The organism is Roseateles sp., assembly GCF_039595295.1.
Classification (GTDB): Bacteria; Pseudomonadota; Gammaproteobacteria; order Burkholderiales; family Burkholderiaceae_C; genus Roseateles.
In genome coordinates this window covers 44,783-59,899 of record NZ_JBCNLU010000028.1, presented here as the reverse complement: position 1 = coordinate 59,899, position 15,117 = coordinate 44,783, and the positions used below count along the sequence as shown (strand labels likewise).

Annotated in this window: 10 protein-coding genes; all 10 read right to left on the bottom strand. The window is 69.3% G+C overall.

The genetic code is table 11. The annotated features are described in order from the left end of the window. Positions 1 to 1,520, bottom strand: a 1,520-nt coding sequence (locus tag ABDW59_RS18285) for an alpha/beta hydrolase domain-containing protein (RefSeq protein WP_343631675.1), incomplete at its 3' end; no start/stop codon positions are given. Then, positions 1,520 to 2,344, bottom strand: coding sequence for a LytTR family DNA-binding domain-containing protein (locus ABDW59_RS18280; protein WP_343631673.1), 825 nt, complete (start codon positions 2,342 to 2,344; stop codon positions 1,520 to 1,522). The genes ABDW59_RS18285 and ABDW59_RS18280, both read right to left, overlap by 1 nt. A gap of 69 nt (positions 2,345 to 2,413) precedes the next feature. Continuing rightward, the gene (locus ABDW59_RS18275; RefSeq protein ID WP_343631671.1) at positions 2,414 to 3,517 is read right to left on the bottom strand and encodes a histidine kinase; all 1,104 of its coding nucleotides are present in this window, start codon (positions 3,515 to 3,517) and stop codon (positions 2,414 to 2,416) included. A gap of 114 nt (positions 3,518 to 3,631) precedes the next feature. Continuing rightward, complete coding sequence (locus ABDW59_RS18270) at positions 3,632 to 4,507, bottom strand: ChbG/HpnK family deacetylase (RefSeq protein ID WP_343631669.1); 876 nt, start codon at positions 4,505 to 4,507, stop codon at positions 3,632 to 3,634. Continuing rightward, positions 4,504 to 6,174, bottom strand: coding sequence for a glycosyltransferase family 39 protein (locus tag ABDW59_RS18265; RefSeq protein WP_343631667.1), 1,671 nt, complete (start codon positions 6,172 to 6,174; stop codon positions 4,504 to 4,506). Before ABDW59_RS18265 ends, ABDW59_RS18270 begins: the two co-directional genes overlap by 4 nt. After that, entirely contained in the window at positions 6,171 to 7,274 is a 1,104-nt protein-coding gene (locus ABDW59_RS18260; RefSeq protein WP_343631665.1) for a glycosyltransferase family 2 protein, read from the bottom strand. The genes ABDW59_RS18265 and ABDW59_RS18260 overlap by 4 nt, the downstream gene beginning before the upstream one ends. A gap of 220 nt (positions 7,275 to 7,494) precedes the next feature. Next, positions 7,495 to 8,250 (bottom strand): class II glutamine amidotransferase, encoded by a 756-nt coding sequence (locus ABDW59_RS18255; RefSeq protein ID WP_343631663.1) that lies wholly within the window; start codon positions 8,248 to 8,250, stop codon positions 7,495 to 7,497. 18 nt (positions 8,251 to 8,268) lie between these two features. Further along, the gene (locus ABDW59_RS18250; RefSeq protein ID WP_343631661.1) at positions 8,269 to 9,534 is read right to left on the bottom strand and encodes a geranylgeranyl reductase family protein; all 1,266 of its coding nucleotides are present in this window, start codon (positions 9,532 to 9,534) and stop codon (positions 8,269 to 8,271) included. A gap of 142 nt (positions 9,535 to 9,676) precedes the next feature. Next, positions 9,677 to 12,286: a TonB-dependent receptor gene (locus ABDW59_RS18245; protein WP_343631659.1), complete on the bottom strand. Its 2,610-nt coding sequence runs from the start codon at positions 12,284 to 12,286 to the stop codon at positions 9,677 to 9,679. A 593-nt stretch (positions 12,287 to 12,879) separates the two neighbouring features. Then, complete coding sequence (locus tag ABDW59_RS18240; protein WP_343631657.1) at positions 12,880 to 15,069, bottom strand: malate synthase G; 2,190 nt, start codon at positions 15,067 to 15,069, stop codon at positions 12,880 to 12,882. Positions 15,070 to 15,117 lie beyond the last annotated feature (48 nt).

The window sequence follows — 15,117 nt, the reverse complement described above, 5'->3', positions numbered from 1 at the left end:
ACCCAATCCCGCATCGCCTCGCTCAGCAGATTCCGGATCTCCCGATGCGGCACCGGATTCGCCGCCAGCGTCGCGCTCCCGAAGTTGTTGCCCGGACAGCTGAACCCCTTCCCCTTCCCCTTCCCCTGCCCCTCATGCCTGAACCCGCCCGCGCCGCCGCCATGCGGGCTGCCGGCGACGTAATAGCGCCGCACGTTCTCCCCCAGCGGCAGATCCTCATCCGCCGACGACCCCACCCACTCCAGCGACAGCTTCAGCGCGTACACCTCGGCCGCGCCGAAATGCTCGAACACCTTCGGGCAAGTCCCGCTCGCGGTACATCGCGTCAGCAGTCCCTTCGCCGGCAGTCCGCGCGCCGTGTCGGCCTTGTCGGTCCACCACTGCGGCCCTTCGCTGCCCATCTGGAACAGCTCCAGCACGCCATCCGGCTGCGCCCATCGCACATTCGCCGCGACGCGGCGTCCCGCGATGATGGCCCAGGCGCCATCGTGGATGCGGCGATTCGCCTCGTCCTGATTCAGCCCCATGAACAGGAACTGCCGGACCATGTTCCCCGATTGCGAGACCCCGCGAATCGCGCTGCCGCGCACCTGGCCGGCGATCGGATTCGGCGTGCCGACGTCGTCCTTCCGCGCGTAGCGGAAGAAGGCGCCGACATCGCGGAACGCCGCCATCCCCACGCCGAGGACATACGCGTTCCCCGCCGTGTAGACCAGCTGATAGACCTTGCCCGCCTCGAAGCCGCCGCGCAAGCAGACGTGGATAGGCAGGTTGGCCGGCGCGCGCGAGGGATCGATATCGATCGGCTTGCCGGGGAAGGGCCGCGACGCGTCGCAACGCGCGAACGCCCAGTCCTTGGGATCGACGACGCGCTCGACGGTGACCTGTCCATCGACGGTCTCCTTCGAATGGACCGTCAGCGTCGCGCCCGCCGTGTCCAGCGACACCGGCAGATAGGGCACCGGATTGCCCTGCACCAGCAGCGGCTGCGACGCCACCCCGGCGCGATTGACGATGCGCGCCATCACGCGACCGGTGACCGGCTTGCCGTCGACGCGTGCCACCGGCACGCGGACGTAGTGATTGCGGGCCGCTTCCGGCCGCGCGCGCGGCACCGCGGTGCCGCCGGCGTTGTCGGCCTGCCAGCCGCTGCGCAGGCCGATGTCGCCGGCCGCGATCTCGCCGGACTGCAGCTGGACCTCGCCGCCCCGATTCGGCACGTCGTGCCACAGGAAGCCGCTCGCCCGCTTCGCGCCGACGGGTCGGGTGATGACCCAGTTCGTCTCGTAGCGGACCTTGCCGTCCGCATCGGCGCCCAGCGCGATGTCCGTGATCACCGCGTTGTGCGGGTCCGCCGGATCCAGCTCGCCGAAGGCGCGGCCCCGGATGCGCTCGTAGCCGCGCTGCTCGCCGATCAGCGGCGAGACCTCGTCGATGACGATGCGCGTGACCTTGGCGCCCGCCTCGCCGGTCGTCAGCGCCAGGAGGCCCATTACCGCGAGCGTGAGCGCGCTCCGCATCATTGGCCCTTGAACAGACCCTGGAACTGCCGCGACACTGGCAGCTTCTCCTCGCTGCCCTTGAGCGAGATCTGCATCGTGTTCTCGTCCACGCGCGTGGCGCTGGCGATGAAGCGGCTGTTGACCAGCACCGAGCGGTGCACCTGCCAGAAGATCTCGGCATCGAGCTCGGTCAGCAGTTCTTTCAACGCGGTGCGGATCCAGGCCTCGCCGTCGCGGTGCACGACGCGCGTGTAGCGGCTGTCGCTCTGGAAGAAGAGCACGTCCTCCGGCGCGATCAACTGGATCTCGCGCCCCTGGCTGGCCTGGATCGGCCGCATCACCGTGCGTTGCTGAGGCAGCAGCTGGCGCAGCAGCTCCAAGGTGCCGGCGGGCATGGCGGTCGCGATCGAACTCGCACTAGCGCCCGCAACCGCGTTGCCGTCCGCGCCGTGATCGGACTCCGCGATCGCCTGCCGCTGACGCAGACGCTGCAGGCACTGCTGCAGGCGCGCGTCCTCGACCGGCTTCATGACGTAGTCGACCGCGCCGGCCTCGAAGGCCGACAGCGCGTGATCCCCGTAAGCGGTGACGAACACGACCTGCGGCGGCTCGGCCAGCTGCGCCAGCCGCTGCGCCACCTCCATGCCCGACAGCCCCGGCATGCGGATGTCCAGGAAGCACAGCTGCGGCTCGAAGGCCAGGCAGTCGTCCCAGGCGTCGACGCCGTTGACGCTCGCCGCCACGATCTCCAGTTCCGGCGCCAGGCGCGCCAGCGCGGCGCGCAACTGTTCTCGCGGACCTTCCTCGTCATCGGCGATGAGCGTGCGGATCTTCGTCGTCATGGGGTCTCCCGGGCGGTGGTCTTGTTCGTGGGGGGGGCGCGAGCGGAACGCTCCGACCTCAGGCGGCATTCATTCGGCGGCGACGGCGGGCACTTCGATCCAGACCAGGCAACCCGGTGCGGCGTCGGGCGCGGGCTCCAGGCCGAGTCGCGCGCTCTCGCCGAACTGAGCGCGCAGCCGCTCGCGGGTGTTGCCCAGCCCCAGGCCCTCGCAGGCGCCGGCGCGCAGGCCTTGGCCGCCGTCCTGCACTTCCAGCCGCAACCGGTCCTCGTGCAGCCACGCGCGCACCGCGATGTGGCCGCCGCGCAGGCTGGGCTCGATGCCGTGCGTGATCGCGTTCTCCGCCAGCGTCAGCAGCGTCCCGGGCGGCAGGCTGGCGCCGGCGACCTTGTCCTTCGCGGCCTCGTCGACGTCCAGCGACCAGCTCAGCCGCTGCCCCAGCCGCGCCTGCATGATGTCCAGGTAGCTGCGCACGATCTGCAACTCCTGCTCCAGAGGCAACCGGTCGCGCTCGAACATCGGCAGCGTCGCGCGCAGATAGCGCGTCAGCGAGCGCAGCATCGGACCGGCGCGATCGTCGCGGGTGTCGACCCAATGCTGCAGCGAGGCCAGGGTGTTGAACAGGAAGTGCGGCTGGATCTGCGCGGTCGCCAGACGCTGCGCCATCGCGACGCGCTCCTCCTGGGCATCGAGTTCCGCCAGCCGCGCGCCAATTTGCTGCGTGCGGTACAGCGTCAGGAACCACCAGGACGACACCATCAGCGTCATGCCGCCGGCGATGAATGGCAGCAGATCGCGGGCCTGATCGCGCAGGCCCAGCTTGGTCATGGCCAGCGTCACCATCACCATCAGCACGCCCAGCGCGACGGCGGCGCCGTTGAAGCGGGTGCGTGAGGGTTGGCGCCAGAGCATGCGTCCCACCGCCAGTCCCAGGGCCGCCATTGCCAGGGCGCCGATGAGGATGACCAGCAGCAGTTCGCGCGGCAGGGCCGGATAGAAGACCAGCACCAGTACCAGCACGTTGCTGATCACGTAGCAGTCGATGCCGGTGGACCAGCGGCCCAGGCCGGTGCGCAGGATCTCGGCCTCGGTGAAGACGCGCCTCGGACCCGGAAAGATCCACTGGGTCCAGTCCAAACGGGCGGCGTCGGGCGAGGCGCTGGGAGAAATCATGGCGCCGAGTCTAGGCGAGGCCTCGCGCCACCCCCCTCGAATGCGGCGAATGGCAGTAGACGGCGACGATTGGCCGGTCCCGCCGCGCGGGCGGGCGGCGCGGGCCCGATGGCATCAGGCTTGCGGCCCGCGCGGCCCGTGCTGGCGGGGCTTTGCGGGCATGGCGGCCGGTCCCGCGGACACCGGCGTCGCCGCCAGTAGACGGCTCATCGGCGCCGCCGCGATGCCCAGCCGGCTCAGCTCGGCGTCGAACAGCGGCGAGTCCAGGACCTCGAGTTCCCACAAACGTGCCTCGGCGATGGCGTCGCCCGGCACCCGGCCTCGCGCCGGATGGCACATGAGCAGGTCGCGGTCGCCACTCACGTGCAGCCAGCCGCGCAGCCGCGCTGCGTAACGGTCGGTGTCGCCGTCGAAGTCGTAGACGCCCAGCAGGCGGCGGTTCTGGCGGAAGCCCAGCAGCGCCGCGCGTCGCGCCAGTCCGCGCTGGCCCAGCGACTGGATCAGCGCCGGCTTGAAGCCGGCCGTGCCGCGACGCGTCGAGCGCAACCAGGGCCGGCGGTCCGGATAGCGCCGCGAGAGCTCGTCCAACAGCGCGTCGCGCACGCGCGGGAACTGGTGCACGTGCTGATGGCCGTCGACGTAGTCGGGCGCTTGCCCCAACGCCGATTCGAAGGTGTCGAGCTGGGCGGCGATCTCGATCCGCAGCGCGGCCTCGCTGCCGGCGCCGGCCAGCCACCAGCCCGCCAGACCGCGCGGGGCGAGCGTCAACGGGTACTCGGTGAGGTCCAGGTGCAGGCCGACATCGAGCCGCTCGGGCGCCGCCTGCTTCACGCGCGACAAGGCACCCACGCCGTCACGCCAACCCGGCGCGCCGACCATCGCGCCGGTCGCCTGCAGGCGGCCATGCTCGATCAGGCGCAGCACCGCCGCATTGACGTGGGGATGCAGGCCGTAGTCGTCGGCGCAGACACACAGACCGCGGCGGCTCATCGCGGGCAGCCCACCATGGCCGGCGTCACCCGCCACAAGGAGACGCCGCGACGCGTCGACACCGACTGCAGCGACCTCAGCCACGGCGTGCCCGGCGCGTCGCGCGAGGCCGCGATCACCCAGTTCACCGGATGCGCGCAGAGCGCGGCGGGCAAGGTCTTCTCGTCGATCAGCAGCGGCGCTTGGCCGCCAGGTGCGAAGCCGCGGGTCTCCGCCAGTTCCTTGCGCCAGTTGTCGCGAGCCAGCACCTCGGGATCGCTCCAGTCCTCGGCGACGAGGATCGGCTCGCGCAATCGCGCGTAGAAGGGCAGGTCGTAGTCGAAGCGGCCGACCGAGAAGATGGGCTCGCCCTGGGCGCGCCAAGCGGCCAGATCCCGCGCCAGCTCGCGCGTGTTGCGATGCGGGCTGATCGCCAGCGTGATCACGATGCCGACGCCGACCAGCGCGCTCAGCGCCAGCGTGGCGAGACCGGCGCGACGCATCAGCCGGGACATCGGCAGCAGACGCTGCCAGCCCAGGGCCGTCAGCGCCGCGATCGGCGGCACGGCCGGCAGGATGTAGCCGACCAGCTTGGACTGCGGCAGCGAGAAGAACACCACCACCACCGCCAGCCACGCCAGCAGCAGCGGGATCAGGCGATGCGGGTCGTGGCCGAGGTCCGCGTCGGCCTGTGGTGGGGCACCGGCGGGGGCACGGGCCTGACCATGGCTCGTCGTGGTCGTCGTGCCCGCAATGACGCCGGAGGCCATGGCACTGTCAACGGTCCGTCCGTCGCGTGCGCGGCGGCCTTTCGTCCCCAACCAGCCCAGCGCCAACCACGGCAGCGCCGGCAGGTGGAAGGCCAGCAGCACCGCCGGGAAGAACCACAGCGGTTGCACGTTGTTGAAGCCGGTGCTCGCGAAGCGCTGCAGGTGTTGGACGATGAAGAAGAAGTGCAGGAAGTCCGGATGCCGCAGCTGCATCAGCGCATACCAGGGCGCGGCCACGGCCAGCATCGCCGCGATGCCGGGCAGCCACAGCAGCGCCAGGATGTCGCGCCAGCGGCGCAGCGCCAGCAGCCACACGACGACGATCAGGCCTGGCAGCACGATGCCGATCAGGCCCTTGGCCAGGATGCCGACGCCGGCCGACGCGTAGGCGGCGAGCAGCGTCGCGCGCCAGGGCAGGCCGACGCGGCGGCGCAGCACCGCGTCCACCGTGAGCGCCAGCGTCGCGCTGATGCAGCCGGCCACCAGCATGTCCAGGTTGGCGTACTGCGCGCCCAGGAAAAACATCGGCAGCGCCAGCAGCACCGCCAGCGCGACGCGCGCGACCGCCGCACCCGCCCAGCGATGCAGCAGCAGGAAGAGCGAGATCGCTGCCAGCCAGCCGCCCAGCACCGGCGCGGCCCGGGCAGCCCACTCGTTGGCGCCCAGCAGCGACATCGCGGCCTCGGTGATCCAGTAGAAGAGCGGCGGCTTGTGGAAGAAGGGCTGGCCGTTGAGCAGCGGCTCCAGCCATTGCCCGCTGCGGAGCGCCTCCCAGGCGACGCCGACATAGCGGCCCTCGTCGGGCAGCTCCAGCACGCGCAGGCCCGCGCTCCACGCGAGCCAGACCAGCGCGCCCAGCAGCGCGAGCAGCAGCTCCCGGCGCGGGATCGGCGCCGGCATGCGGATCGCGGCGCTCATGCGCGACGCTCCGGCAGGCCCTGTCCCGAGCGCTCGCCGACCACGTACAGCGGCCGGCCTTTCACCTCTTCGAAGATGCGGCCGATGTACTCGCCCACGATGCCCAGCGACACCAGCTGCAGGCCGGAGAACAGCATCAGCCCGACGACGATGGTGGTCCAGCCGCTGACGTTGTGGCCGTAGAGCAGATAGAGCACCGTCAGGTAGGCGCCGTAGAGCAGCGCCGGCACGGCCAGCAGGATGCCGCAGGCGCTGACCGCGCGCAGCGGCCAGTTGGTGAAGGCGGTCAGGCCGTCCAGCGCCAGGCGGGCCAGCTGCAACGGGCGGAACTTGCTGTGGCCGTGCGCGCGCGCGGCCGGCGTGTAGGGCAGGGCGGTGGTGGTGAAGCCGACCCAGGCGTACAGCCCCTTCATGAAGCGGTTGCGCTCGGGCAGCGCCAGCAGCGTGTCGACCACGCGCCGGTCCATCAGGCGGAAGTCGCCGGCATCGGCCGGCACCGCGAAACGCGCGCCGCGATTGAGCAGCCCATAGAAACCGCGGCTGCCCCAGCGTTTGAGCGGGCCCTCGTCGTCACGATGCTCGCGCACCGCGTAGACCATGTCGGCGCCGCGCCGCCAGGCGTGGACGAAGGACGGGATCAGCGCCGGATCATGTTGCAGGTCCGCGTCCATCATGAGCACCAGATCGCCGCGCGCCTCGACCAGGCCAGCGCTCAAGGCCGCCTCCTTGCCGAAATTGCGGGACAGCCGGAGGGCGCGCAGGCCGGGCTCCAGGCTCCAGCGGCGCAGCAGCTCCGCCGTGCCGTCGGCGCTGCCGTCGTCGACGACCAGGACCTCCCAGCCGCCCAGGCCGGCCGCGACGCAGGATTCCAGCATCCCCCGCAGGCGCGGCAGGAGTTCGCGCAGATTGGCGGCTTCGTTGTAGGCGGGGACGATGCAGGACAGCGTGGGCGCGGCGGCCAGGCGCTCGCCCGGGTTCAGGCGCGCGCTGCTGGCGGAGGTCAGCGCGCTCGCGGTGCTCGCCGTGGGGATCGCCGGCGCGGCCGAGCCGGCGGCCCAGGTCGTCGCGCGATCGCCGTCGGGATGGAAGGAAACATGCATGCCCGCAGCGTGAGCCGGGCGCCTGAGCGGATGCTGAAGAAATCTGTCGGCAAGCCTTCAGGCGCTTGACCGCGCGGTGACGGGGGGCGCGAGCCGATCGGATTTCAGCGGCGCTTCAGAGCGGCTTCAGCCGGCCTTCAGCCGCGATTCAGCCGCCATTCAATCGGGGCCGTGGATGCGCCTGCCCATCGGCATCGCCCGGCGATGCGCCTGCGCGCGTTCAGCAGAACACCTCGCCGCCGACGAAGACCTTGAGCGTGCCGGGCTCGATCGGGCACCAGGCCTCGCCGCGGGTCAGTGGCTCGGTGGCGACGATGGCGATGCGGTCGTCGTCGGTGGTCTTGGCCGCGAGGTCCACGGTCAGGTCCTCGTCCTGCAGCGTCACCGCGCCGAAGGGCGGCTGGCGCAGCAGGTAGTGCAGCTTGGTCGAGCCGTGCGCCCACAGCGCCTGGCCGTTGCTCAGCAGCATGTTGAAGGTGCCGTGGCGGTTGAGTTGGGGCAGCAGCTCGCGCAGCGTGTGGTTGAGCTCCTCGATGGCCGGCATCTGCGCGTGCGCCTTGGACAGCTCCTGCATCAGCCAGCAGAAGGCCTGCTCGCTGTCGGTCTGGCCGACCGGCTTGAAGGCCGCATGCAGGCGCGGGCTGAAGCCCTTCAGGTCGCCGTTGTGCGCGAAGACCCAATAGCGGCCCCAGAGCTCGCGCACGAAGGGATGGGTGTTCTCCAGCGACACCACGCCCTGCGTGGCCTTGCGGATGTGGGCGATGACCACGTCGCTGCGGATGGGATAGGTCTTGACCAGCTCGGCCAGCGGCGAGACCCGCGCGCTGTGGTGGTCGACGAAGTGGCGCAGGCCGCGGCCCTCGAAGAAGGCGATGCCGAAGCCGTCCTTGTGCTCATGGGCCCGCGTGGCCAGGCCCGCGAAGCTGAACATCACATCGGTCGGTCGGCGGGCGTTCATGCCCATGAGCTGGCACATGGCGGTCTCCGGCCCGGGTCACTCGAAGAAGAGACGCGTCAGACCCTTGAGGCTGACGAGGTTCCCGGGATTGCTGGTCTCGTTGAGCACGCCGCTCATGCGGCGCAGCAAGCGTTCGCTCTTCTTGGCGCGCCAGATGAGCAGGTCGGCCAGCCAGGGGAAGCGGTTGACGCGGTTGCCGCGCTCGTAGAGGTCGTACTTGGGTTGCAGCGCGCGCAGGCCCTGCTCGTAGCGCTCGCGCACGCGGGCATCGTCGTCGACCGCGAGCGTTCCCGCGGTGCCGCTCTGCTGAGGGCGCTGCGCGAGGATGGCCTCGGCGGCGAGCAGACCGGTTTCCATTGCCTTGCCGATGCCCTCGCCGGTGAAGGAGTAGGTCGACCCCGCCGCCTCGCCGGTGACCAGCAGCCCGGGCCGGGTCCAGCGCGCGCCTTTGAGCGTGCAGCGCAGCGGGGCGCCCTTGAGCTCGCCGATCAGCGTGCCCTCGGCCATCAGGCGCTTGGCGGGCGGGTAGTGTTCGACGAAGGCGTCGAAGATGGCGCGCAGGTTGACGTCCTTCTTCTGGCCCTTGCCGGCCATGTCCTTGTGGCTGTCGGTCACGCCGACGCCGATATTGAAGCTGCCGTCCGGGGCCGGGAAGATCCAGCCGTAACCCGGCTGCACCGGCTTGCACCAGACGACTTCCAGCGCCTTGATCTCGCCCACCATCGACGGGGCGTGGACGTAGCCGCGCAGCGCGACGCCGCTGGGGGTATGGCGCTCGCACATGCCGGCGGCGGTCAAGGCCTTGGGCACGGCGCCGGTGGCCAGCAGGACCCAGTCGGCGGTGATCTCGTGCGCTTGGCCGTCGATCAGCAGGCGCGCGCCGCGCACGCGGCCTTGCGCGTCCTCCAGCGGCGCCTCGAAGCGGGCCGGCGCGATGAAGCGCGCGCCGGCTTCCTGGGCGCCGAGGTTGAGGATCTCGTCCAGCACCTTGCGCGGCAGCACGGCCAGATGGCCGGGCACGTCGATGCGGCCGCCGCTGGGGCCGACGCAGCCGACGTGGGTCGAGCGCTCGGCGCGCGCCATCACGCGCTCCAGCAGCTCCAGGCGCTCGAGCGCCTTGTGGGCATCGGGGATGAGCGCGTCGCCGCAGGTCTTGTCGCGGCCCAGCGGCTGCTGGTCGACCATCACCACGTCCAGCCCGGCGCGGGCCAGCCAGCGCGCGGCGGCGCTGCCGGCGGGGCCGGCGCCGATGATCAGGACCTGGCAGGACGCGGGCAGGACCGGGGTGGACGCGACGGACATGGATGCGGTTCTTAGGGATGGCGAGAGGCGGTCATTCTATGGAGGCCCGGACGAAAAAAGCCGGGAGGGTCTCCCCTCCCGGCTTCGTGTGCTTCGATGGTCCGGGCCGGAGGCGGCGAGCCGCTCTGGGATCCCGGCTGGATCAGAAGTTGTAGGTCGCGCGGACGTAGAACGCGCGGCCCGTCGGATCGACGTAGCGCGAATCCCAGCCACCGCCCTGGAACAGATCGTCCTGGTTGGTGAACGGCGGTTCGCGATCGAACAGGTTGCGCACGCCCAGGACCAGCGACAGGTCCTTGCGCGGAGCCCAGCTGCCGAACAGGTCGAAGGTCGTGTACGACGGCACGCGAGCGTGCGACGACGGATCGAAGTCCGCGTAGCCCGACTTGTAGCGCATGGTCACGCCGGCGCCGAACTCGTTGTAGCTCCAGTTCGTCGTCAGGTTGTGCTGCCAGCGGAAGACCGGGCCGGACTCGCCGTAGTTGCCCACGTTGCGGACCCAGTAGCCGTCCTTGAAGTCCTGGAACTCGTACTTGGCGACGTAGGTGCTGTTCAGCGCGAAGTCGAACTTGCCGATCGGGCTGGCCAGGCGGTACTGCGCGCTGATGTCGAAGCCGTTCGTGCGGACCTTGCCCAGGTTCAGATAGGCCTGGTCGACGTAGGCGCAGGTGTCGCCCGGGCATTCGTTGCCCAGAGACAGCGTGCCGTTGGGCAGCGGGTGGAAGTACTGCTGCAGCGCCGGGTAGTTGTAGTAGTTGTTGAACAGCGCGAACTGCGGGATCTGGCCGATCGAGTCCTTCAGGTGGACCCACCAGAAGTCGATGCCGACGCTGGCGTTGGTGATCGGCTCGTACACGAAGCCCAGGGTCGCGGTCTTGGACTTCTCCGGACGCAGGTTCTTGTTGCCGGATTGCAGGACTTGGAACTGTGCGTCGCATTGCGCGCCGTTCACACCGTCCGGGCACAGGATCGGGTTGGCGTAGCTGCCGCCGGTGTTCGTGTAGGCCGGGTTGCCGTACAGCTCATACAGCGTCGGAGCACGGAAGCCGGTCGACGCCGAGCCGCGCACCAGCAGTTCCTTGACCGGCTGGAAGCGGAAGCTGACCTTGGGGTTGGTCGAGCTGCCGAAGTCGCTGTACTTGTCGTAGCGGACCGAGCCCGTGATGTCCAGGGACTTGATCACCGGCACGTTCAGCTCGCCGTACAGCGCGTAGACGTTGCGCGAGCCTTCGGCCTTCGAGTTGGGATCCACACCCGTCGAGGCGGACACCAGCTTCGCGAAGTCGGTGTTGGCGGCCGACTTGAATTTCTCGTGGCGCAGTTCCACGCCCAAGGCGAGTTGAGCAGCGCGCGAGGCGCCGAACCAGTCGCCCAGTTCACGGCTGGCGTGGGCGTTCAGGTTGGTCACCGTGCCCTTGGCCGATTCCAGCAGACCGTTCAGCGCGGCCTTCTCCAGCAGCGCCGAGCCGGCGGCGTCCTGGTCGCCGAAGGGGTTGATGGTGCCGTCGGCCAGACCTTGGCCGATCAGGGTGCCGTCCGCATAGCCGCTGACCAGGTACTGGTCGACCTTGTTGCGGTTGTAGGACAGGTTGGCCGAGTAGTCCCAGCCCAGCGCGTTGCCGTCAGCCGTGAACATCAGGCGCTGCTGATCGTTCTTGTTGGTCTGACCACGCGAGCCGTTGGGGAAGTCACGCCAGTACACCAGCACCGGCAGGGTGGTGTCGATGTTGGAGCCTGCGGGCGGGGTCGGGTAGTACTTGGTGCCCGGGTTGACCTCGTAGCCGCCGTAAGGGACCGGGGCGACGAAGGTCGTCACGGAGTTCTTGGTTGCGAACAGCTCGGCGCCCAGTGTCAGGTTCTCGTTGACCAGCAGGCTGCCCTTGAGCAGACCGGAGGTGGTCTCGGCCTTGGGCGTGAAGTCGACGAACGACGACGTGACCAGCTTGCAGTCACCGTTCGAGTTGATCATCTGCGTGCCGGAGCACGCCGCGCCCGTCGGGTTGTAGAAGGTCGCGTTGTCCTGCGTGTAGTTGGCTGGCGCCGTGCTGTACGACAGGCCGCCAGGCATGCGCTGGTTGAAGTTGCGCTGGGTGCCGCTGATGGCGTCCTGCTTGCGGTACGAGATCGAGCCGAACAGGTTGAAGCCCTGCTTCTGCAGATCGCCGAAGCCGTAGGCAGCGCTGAAGTTGCGGGACTTGCCGCCGGACTTCTCGGGCGAGTCCGCGCCCAGGGTGATCGAGCCGCCCTGGAAATCGGACTTGGTGATGAAGTTGATCACGCCGCCGATCGCGTCCGTGCCGTACAGCGCGGAGGCGCCGTCGCGCAGCACTTCGATGCGATCGATCGCCGCGAACGGGATCATGTTCAGGTCGGGCGCCGAGCCGTCGACCGCGTTGTTGGCGATGCGTTGGCCGTTCAGCAGAATCAGGGTCTTGTCGGCGCCGATGCCGCGCATGTCGGCAAAGGAGGCGCCGCCGCTGCTCGATCCGATCGACTGCGCCGTATTGGTCGACGACTGCACCGACGACAGGTTGGCCATGATCTGTTCGACCGAGGTCACGCCCGACTTCTTCAGGTCGTCCATCTTCACGATGGTGACGGGAACGGCCGTCTCGGCGTCGATCCGCTTGATGGCCGAGCCGGTCACGACGACCTTCTCGAGGGTGGATTGGTCTTGTTGGGCCAGCGCCGGGAAGGACGCGGCCGCGAGGGTGGCGGCGACTGCCAGGCTCACCGCGTTCAGCTTGTTCATCGAAACACTCCTACAGGTGTTAAGCATTGCCACGGCGCTTTGGGCGTCGCGCAAAACAATATCGGGGCCCGGGGTGCCGGGTTCCGTGGCCGCAAAGTTTGCAGACTTTTGACACCCCCTTGGTCTATTTGTGCGGATATCGATACCAGGGCCCCTATATATGTGCGCGGGTGCCCCAAAGGGAGGGTTTACACGTACGCCAACGGGTCGGTTCGGTGGCCCGAAAGCCACAGAACACACCTTTACTGCTTGTTTACACCTCAGTTTTGCTCGGGTTTTCCTGGGGCTTTTTCACCACGATCGCACCGCAAAGGTGCGACATGCACCGCCATTGGGATTGCGCCCGTGCGCAGGGCATGCGAGTCGCCAAAATGAAAAACCGCCCGCGGGCGAATGCCGGACGGGCGGTGTGAAGCTAGTTTGCTGAGTATTTACAGCATGTATCTGAAACTGCAGAAAGAGTCGGTCGTTATTCCCCGCAGGAGATTACGTACAACGCACGAAACCATGAATGTGCGACATGCGGCGATTAATTGCTACGACGTATCTGCCATGTGGGATAGGGAATGTCTCTCGCAGATTCAGCCGCCGAGTCAGCGCGCCTTGCGCTTCTGACGCCAGGCGTGCAGCAGGGGCTCCGTGTAGCCGCTGGGCTGCTCGCGGCCCTTGAAGACCAGATCCAGCGCCGCCTGGTAGGCCATGCTGTCCGGGTGACCGGCCATGGGCTCATACAGCGGGTCGCCGGCGTTCTGGCCGTCCACCACCGCCGCCATGCGCTCGAAGGTGGCCCGCACCTGCGCCTCGGTCACGACGCCGTGCAGCAGCCAGTTGGCCACGTGCTGGCTGGAGATCCGCAGCGTGGCGCGGTCTTCCATCAGACCCACGCCGTTGATGTCGGGCACCTTGGAGCAGCCCACGCCCTGATCGATCCAGCGCACCACGTAGCCCAGGATGCCCTGGATGTTGTTGTCCAGCTCCTGCTGCTTCTCGACGTCCGACCAGTTGGGCGAGGCCGCCACCGGCACGGTCATCAGGCGGGCGAGCAGCTCGGCGCGGTCGACCGACGGGGCCTCGGCCTCGATCTGCTGCTGGACCTGGGCGACGCTGACGCGGTGGTAATGCAGCGCGTGCAGCGTGGCGGCGGTCGGGCTGGGCACCCAGGCGGTGTTGGCGCCGGCCTTGGGATGGGCGATCTTCTGCTCCAGCATCGCGGCCATCAGGTCCGGCATGGCCCACATGCCCTTGCCGATCTGGGCGCGGCCGCGCAGGCCGGCGGACAGGCCCACCAGCACGTTGCTGCGCTCATAGGCCTGGATCCAGGCGCTGGACTTCATGTCGCCCTTGCGCAGCATCGGACCGGCCAGCATGGTGGTGTGCATCTCGTCGCCGGTGCGGTCCAGGAAGCCGGTGTTGATGAAGGCCACGCGGCTGGGCGCCGCGGCGATGCAGGCCGCCAGGTTGACGCTGGTGCGGCGCTCCTCGTCCATGATGCCCAGCTTCACCGTCGAGGCCGGCAGGCCCAGCAACTGCTCGACGCGGCCGAAGAGCTCGTTGGCGAAGCCGACCTCGGCCGGGCCGTGCATCTTGGGCTTGACGATGTAGATCGAGCCCTGACGCGAGTTGCGCAGGCCCGAGCCCGAGAGCTGGCGCAGGTCGTGCAGCGCGATCAGCGTGGTGATGACGGCGTCCATGATCCCCTCGGGGATCTCCCGGCCGCCTTCCAGCAGGATGGCCGGGTTGGTCATCAGGTGACCGACGTTGCGCACGAACAGCAGCGAGCGCCCCGCCAGCACCACGTCCTCGCCGCCCTTGGCGTGCTTGTAGACGCGGTCCGGATTGAGCCGGCGGACGAAGCTGCGGCCGCCCTTGCTGACTTCCTCGGTCAGCGAGCCGCGCAGGATGCCCAGCCAGTTGCGGTAGGCCAGCAGCTTGTCCTCGGCGTCCACCGCGGCGATCGAGTCCTCCAGGTCCAGGATGGTCGACAGCGCCGCCTCCATCAGCAGGTCGGACACGCCGGCCGCGTCGGTCTTGCCAATGGCGGAGGCGCGATCGATCTGGATCTCGATGTGCAGGCCGTTGTGGCGCAGCAGGATGGCGGTCGGCGCGTTCGCCTCGCCCAGATAACCGATGAACTGGGCCGGATCGGCCAGCGCCGCGACGCGACCGTCCTTCAGCGCGACCGCCAGCGCGGTGCCCTCGACGCGATAGCCGGTGGCGTCCGCATGCGAGCCGCCCGCCAGCGGCGCGGCCTGGTCCAGCAGCTCGCGGGCGAAGGCGATGACCTTGGCGCCGCGCGCGGGGTTGTAGCCGCCGCCGCGCTCGGCGCCGTCGGTCTCGGGGATCACGTCGGTCCCGTAGAGCGCGTCGTACAGCGAGCCCCAACGCGCGTTGGCCGCGTTCAGCGCATAGCGGGCGTTGAGGATGGGCACCACCAGCTGCGGACCGGCCTGGATGGCGAGTTCGTCATCGACGTTGGACGTTGTGGCGCGCGGATCGGCGGGCTGCGGCACGAGGTAGCCGATGCTTGTCAGGAAGCCCTGGTAGGCGGCCATGTCCTGGATCGGGCCGGGATGGGCGCGGTGCCAGCCGTCGATCTCGGTCTGGAGCCGGTCGCGCTCGGCCAGCAGGGCGGCGTTCTTCGGTGCCAGGTCATGCGCCAGCGCGTCGAAGCCGGCCCAGAAGGCGGCCGGCTCGATGCCGGTGCCGGCCAGGGCCTCGGTCTCGATGAACTGGGCCAGGGCGGTGTCGATCTGGAGGCGATGGTGGTGGCTGCGTGCGCTCATGGCGGCTCCTGCGAAAGGCGGTGAAAGGTCGAGGAACGGGGGATGGAC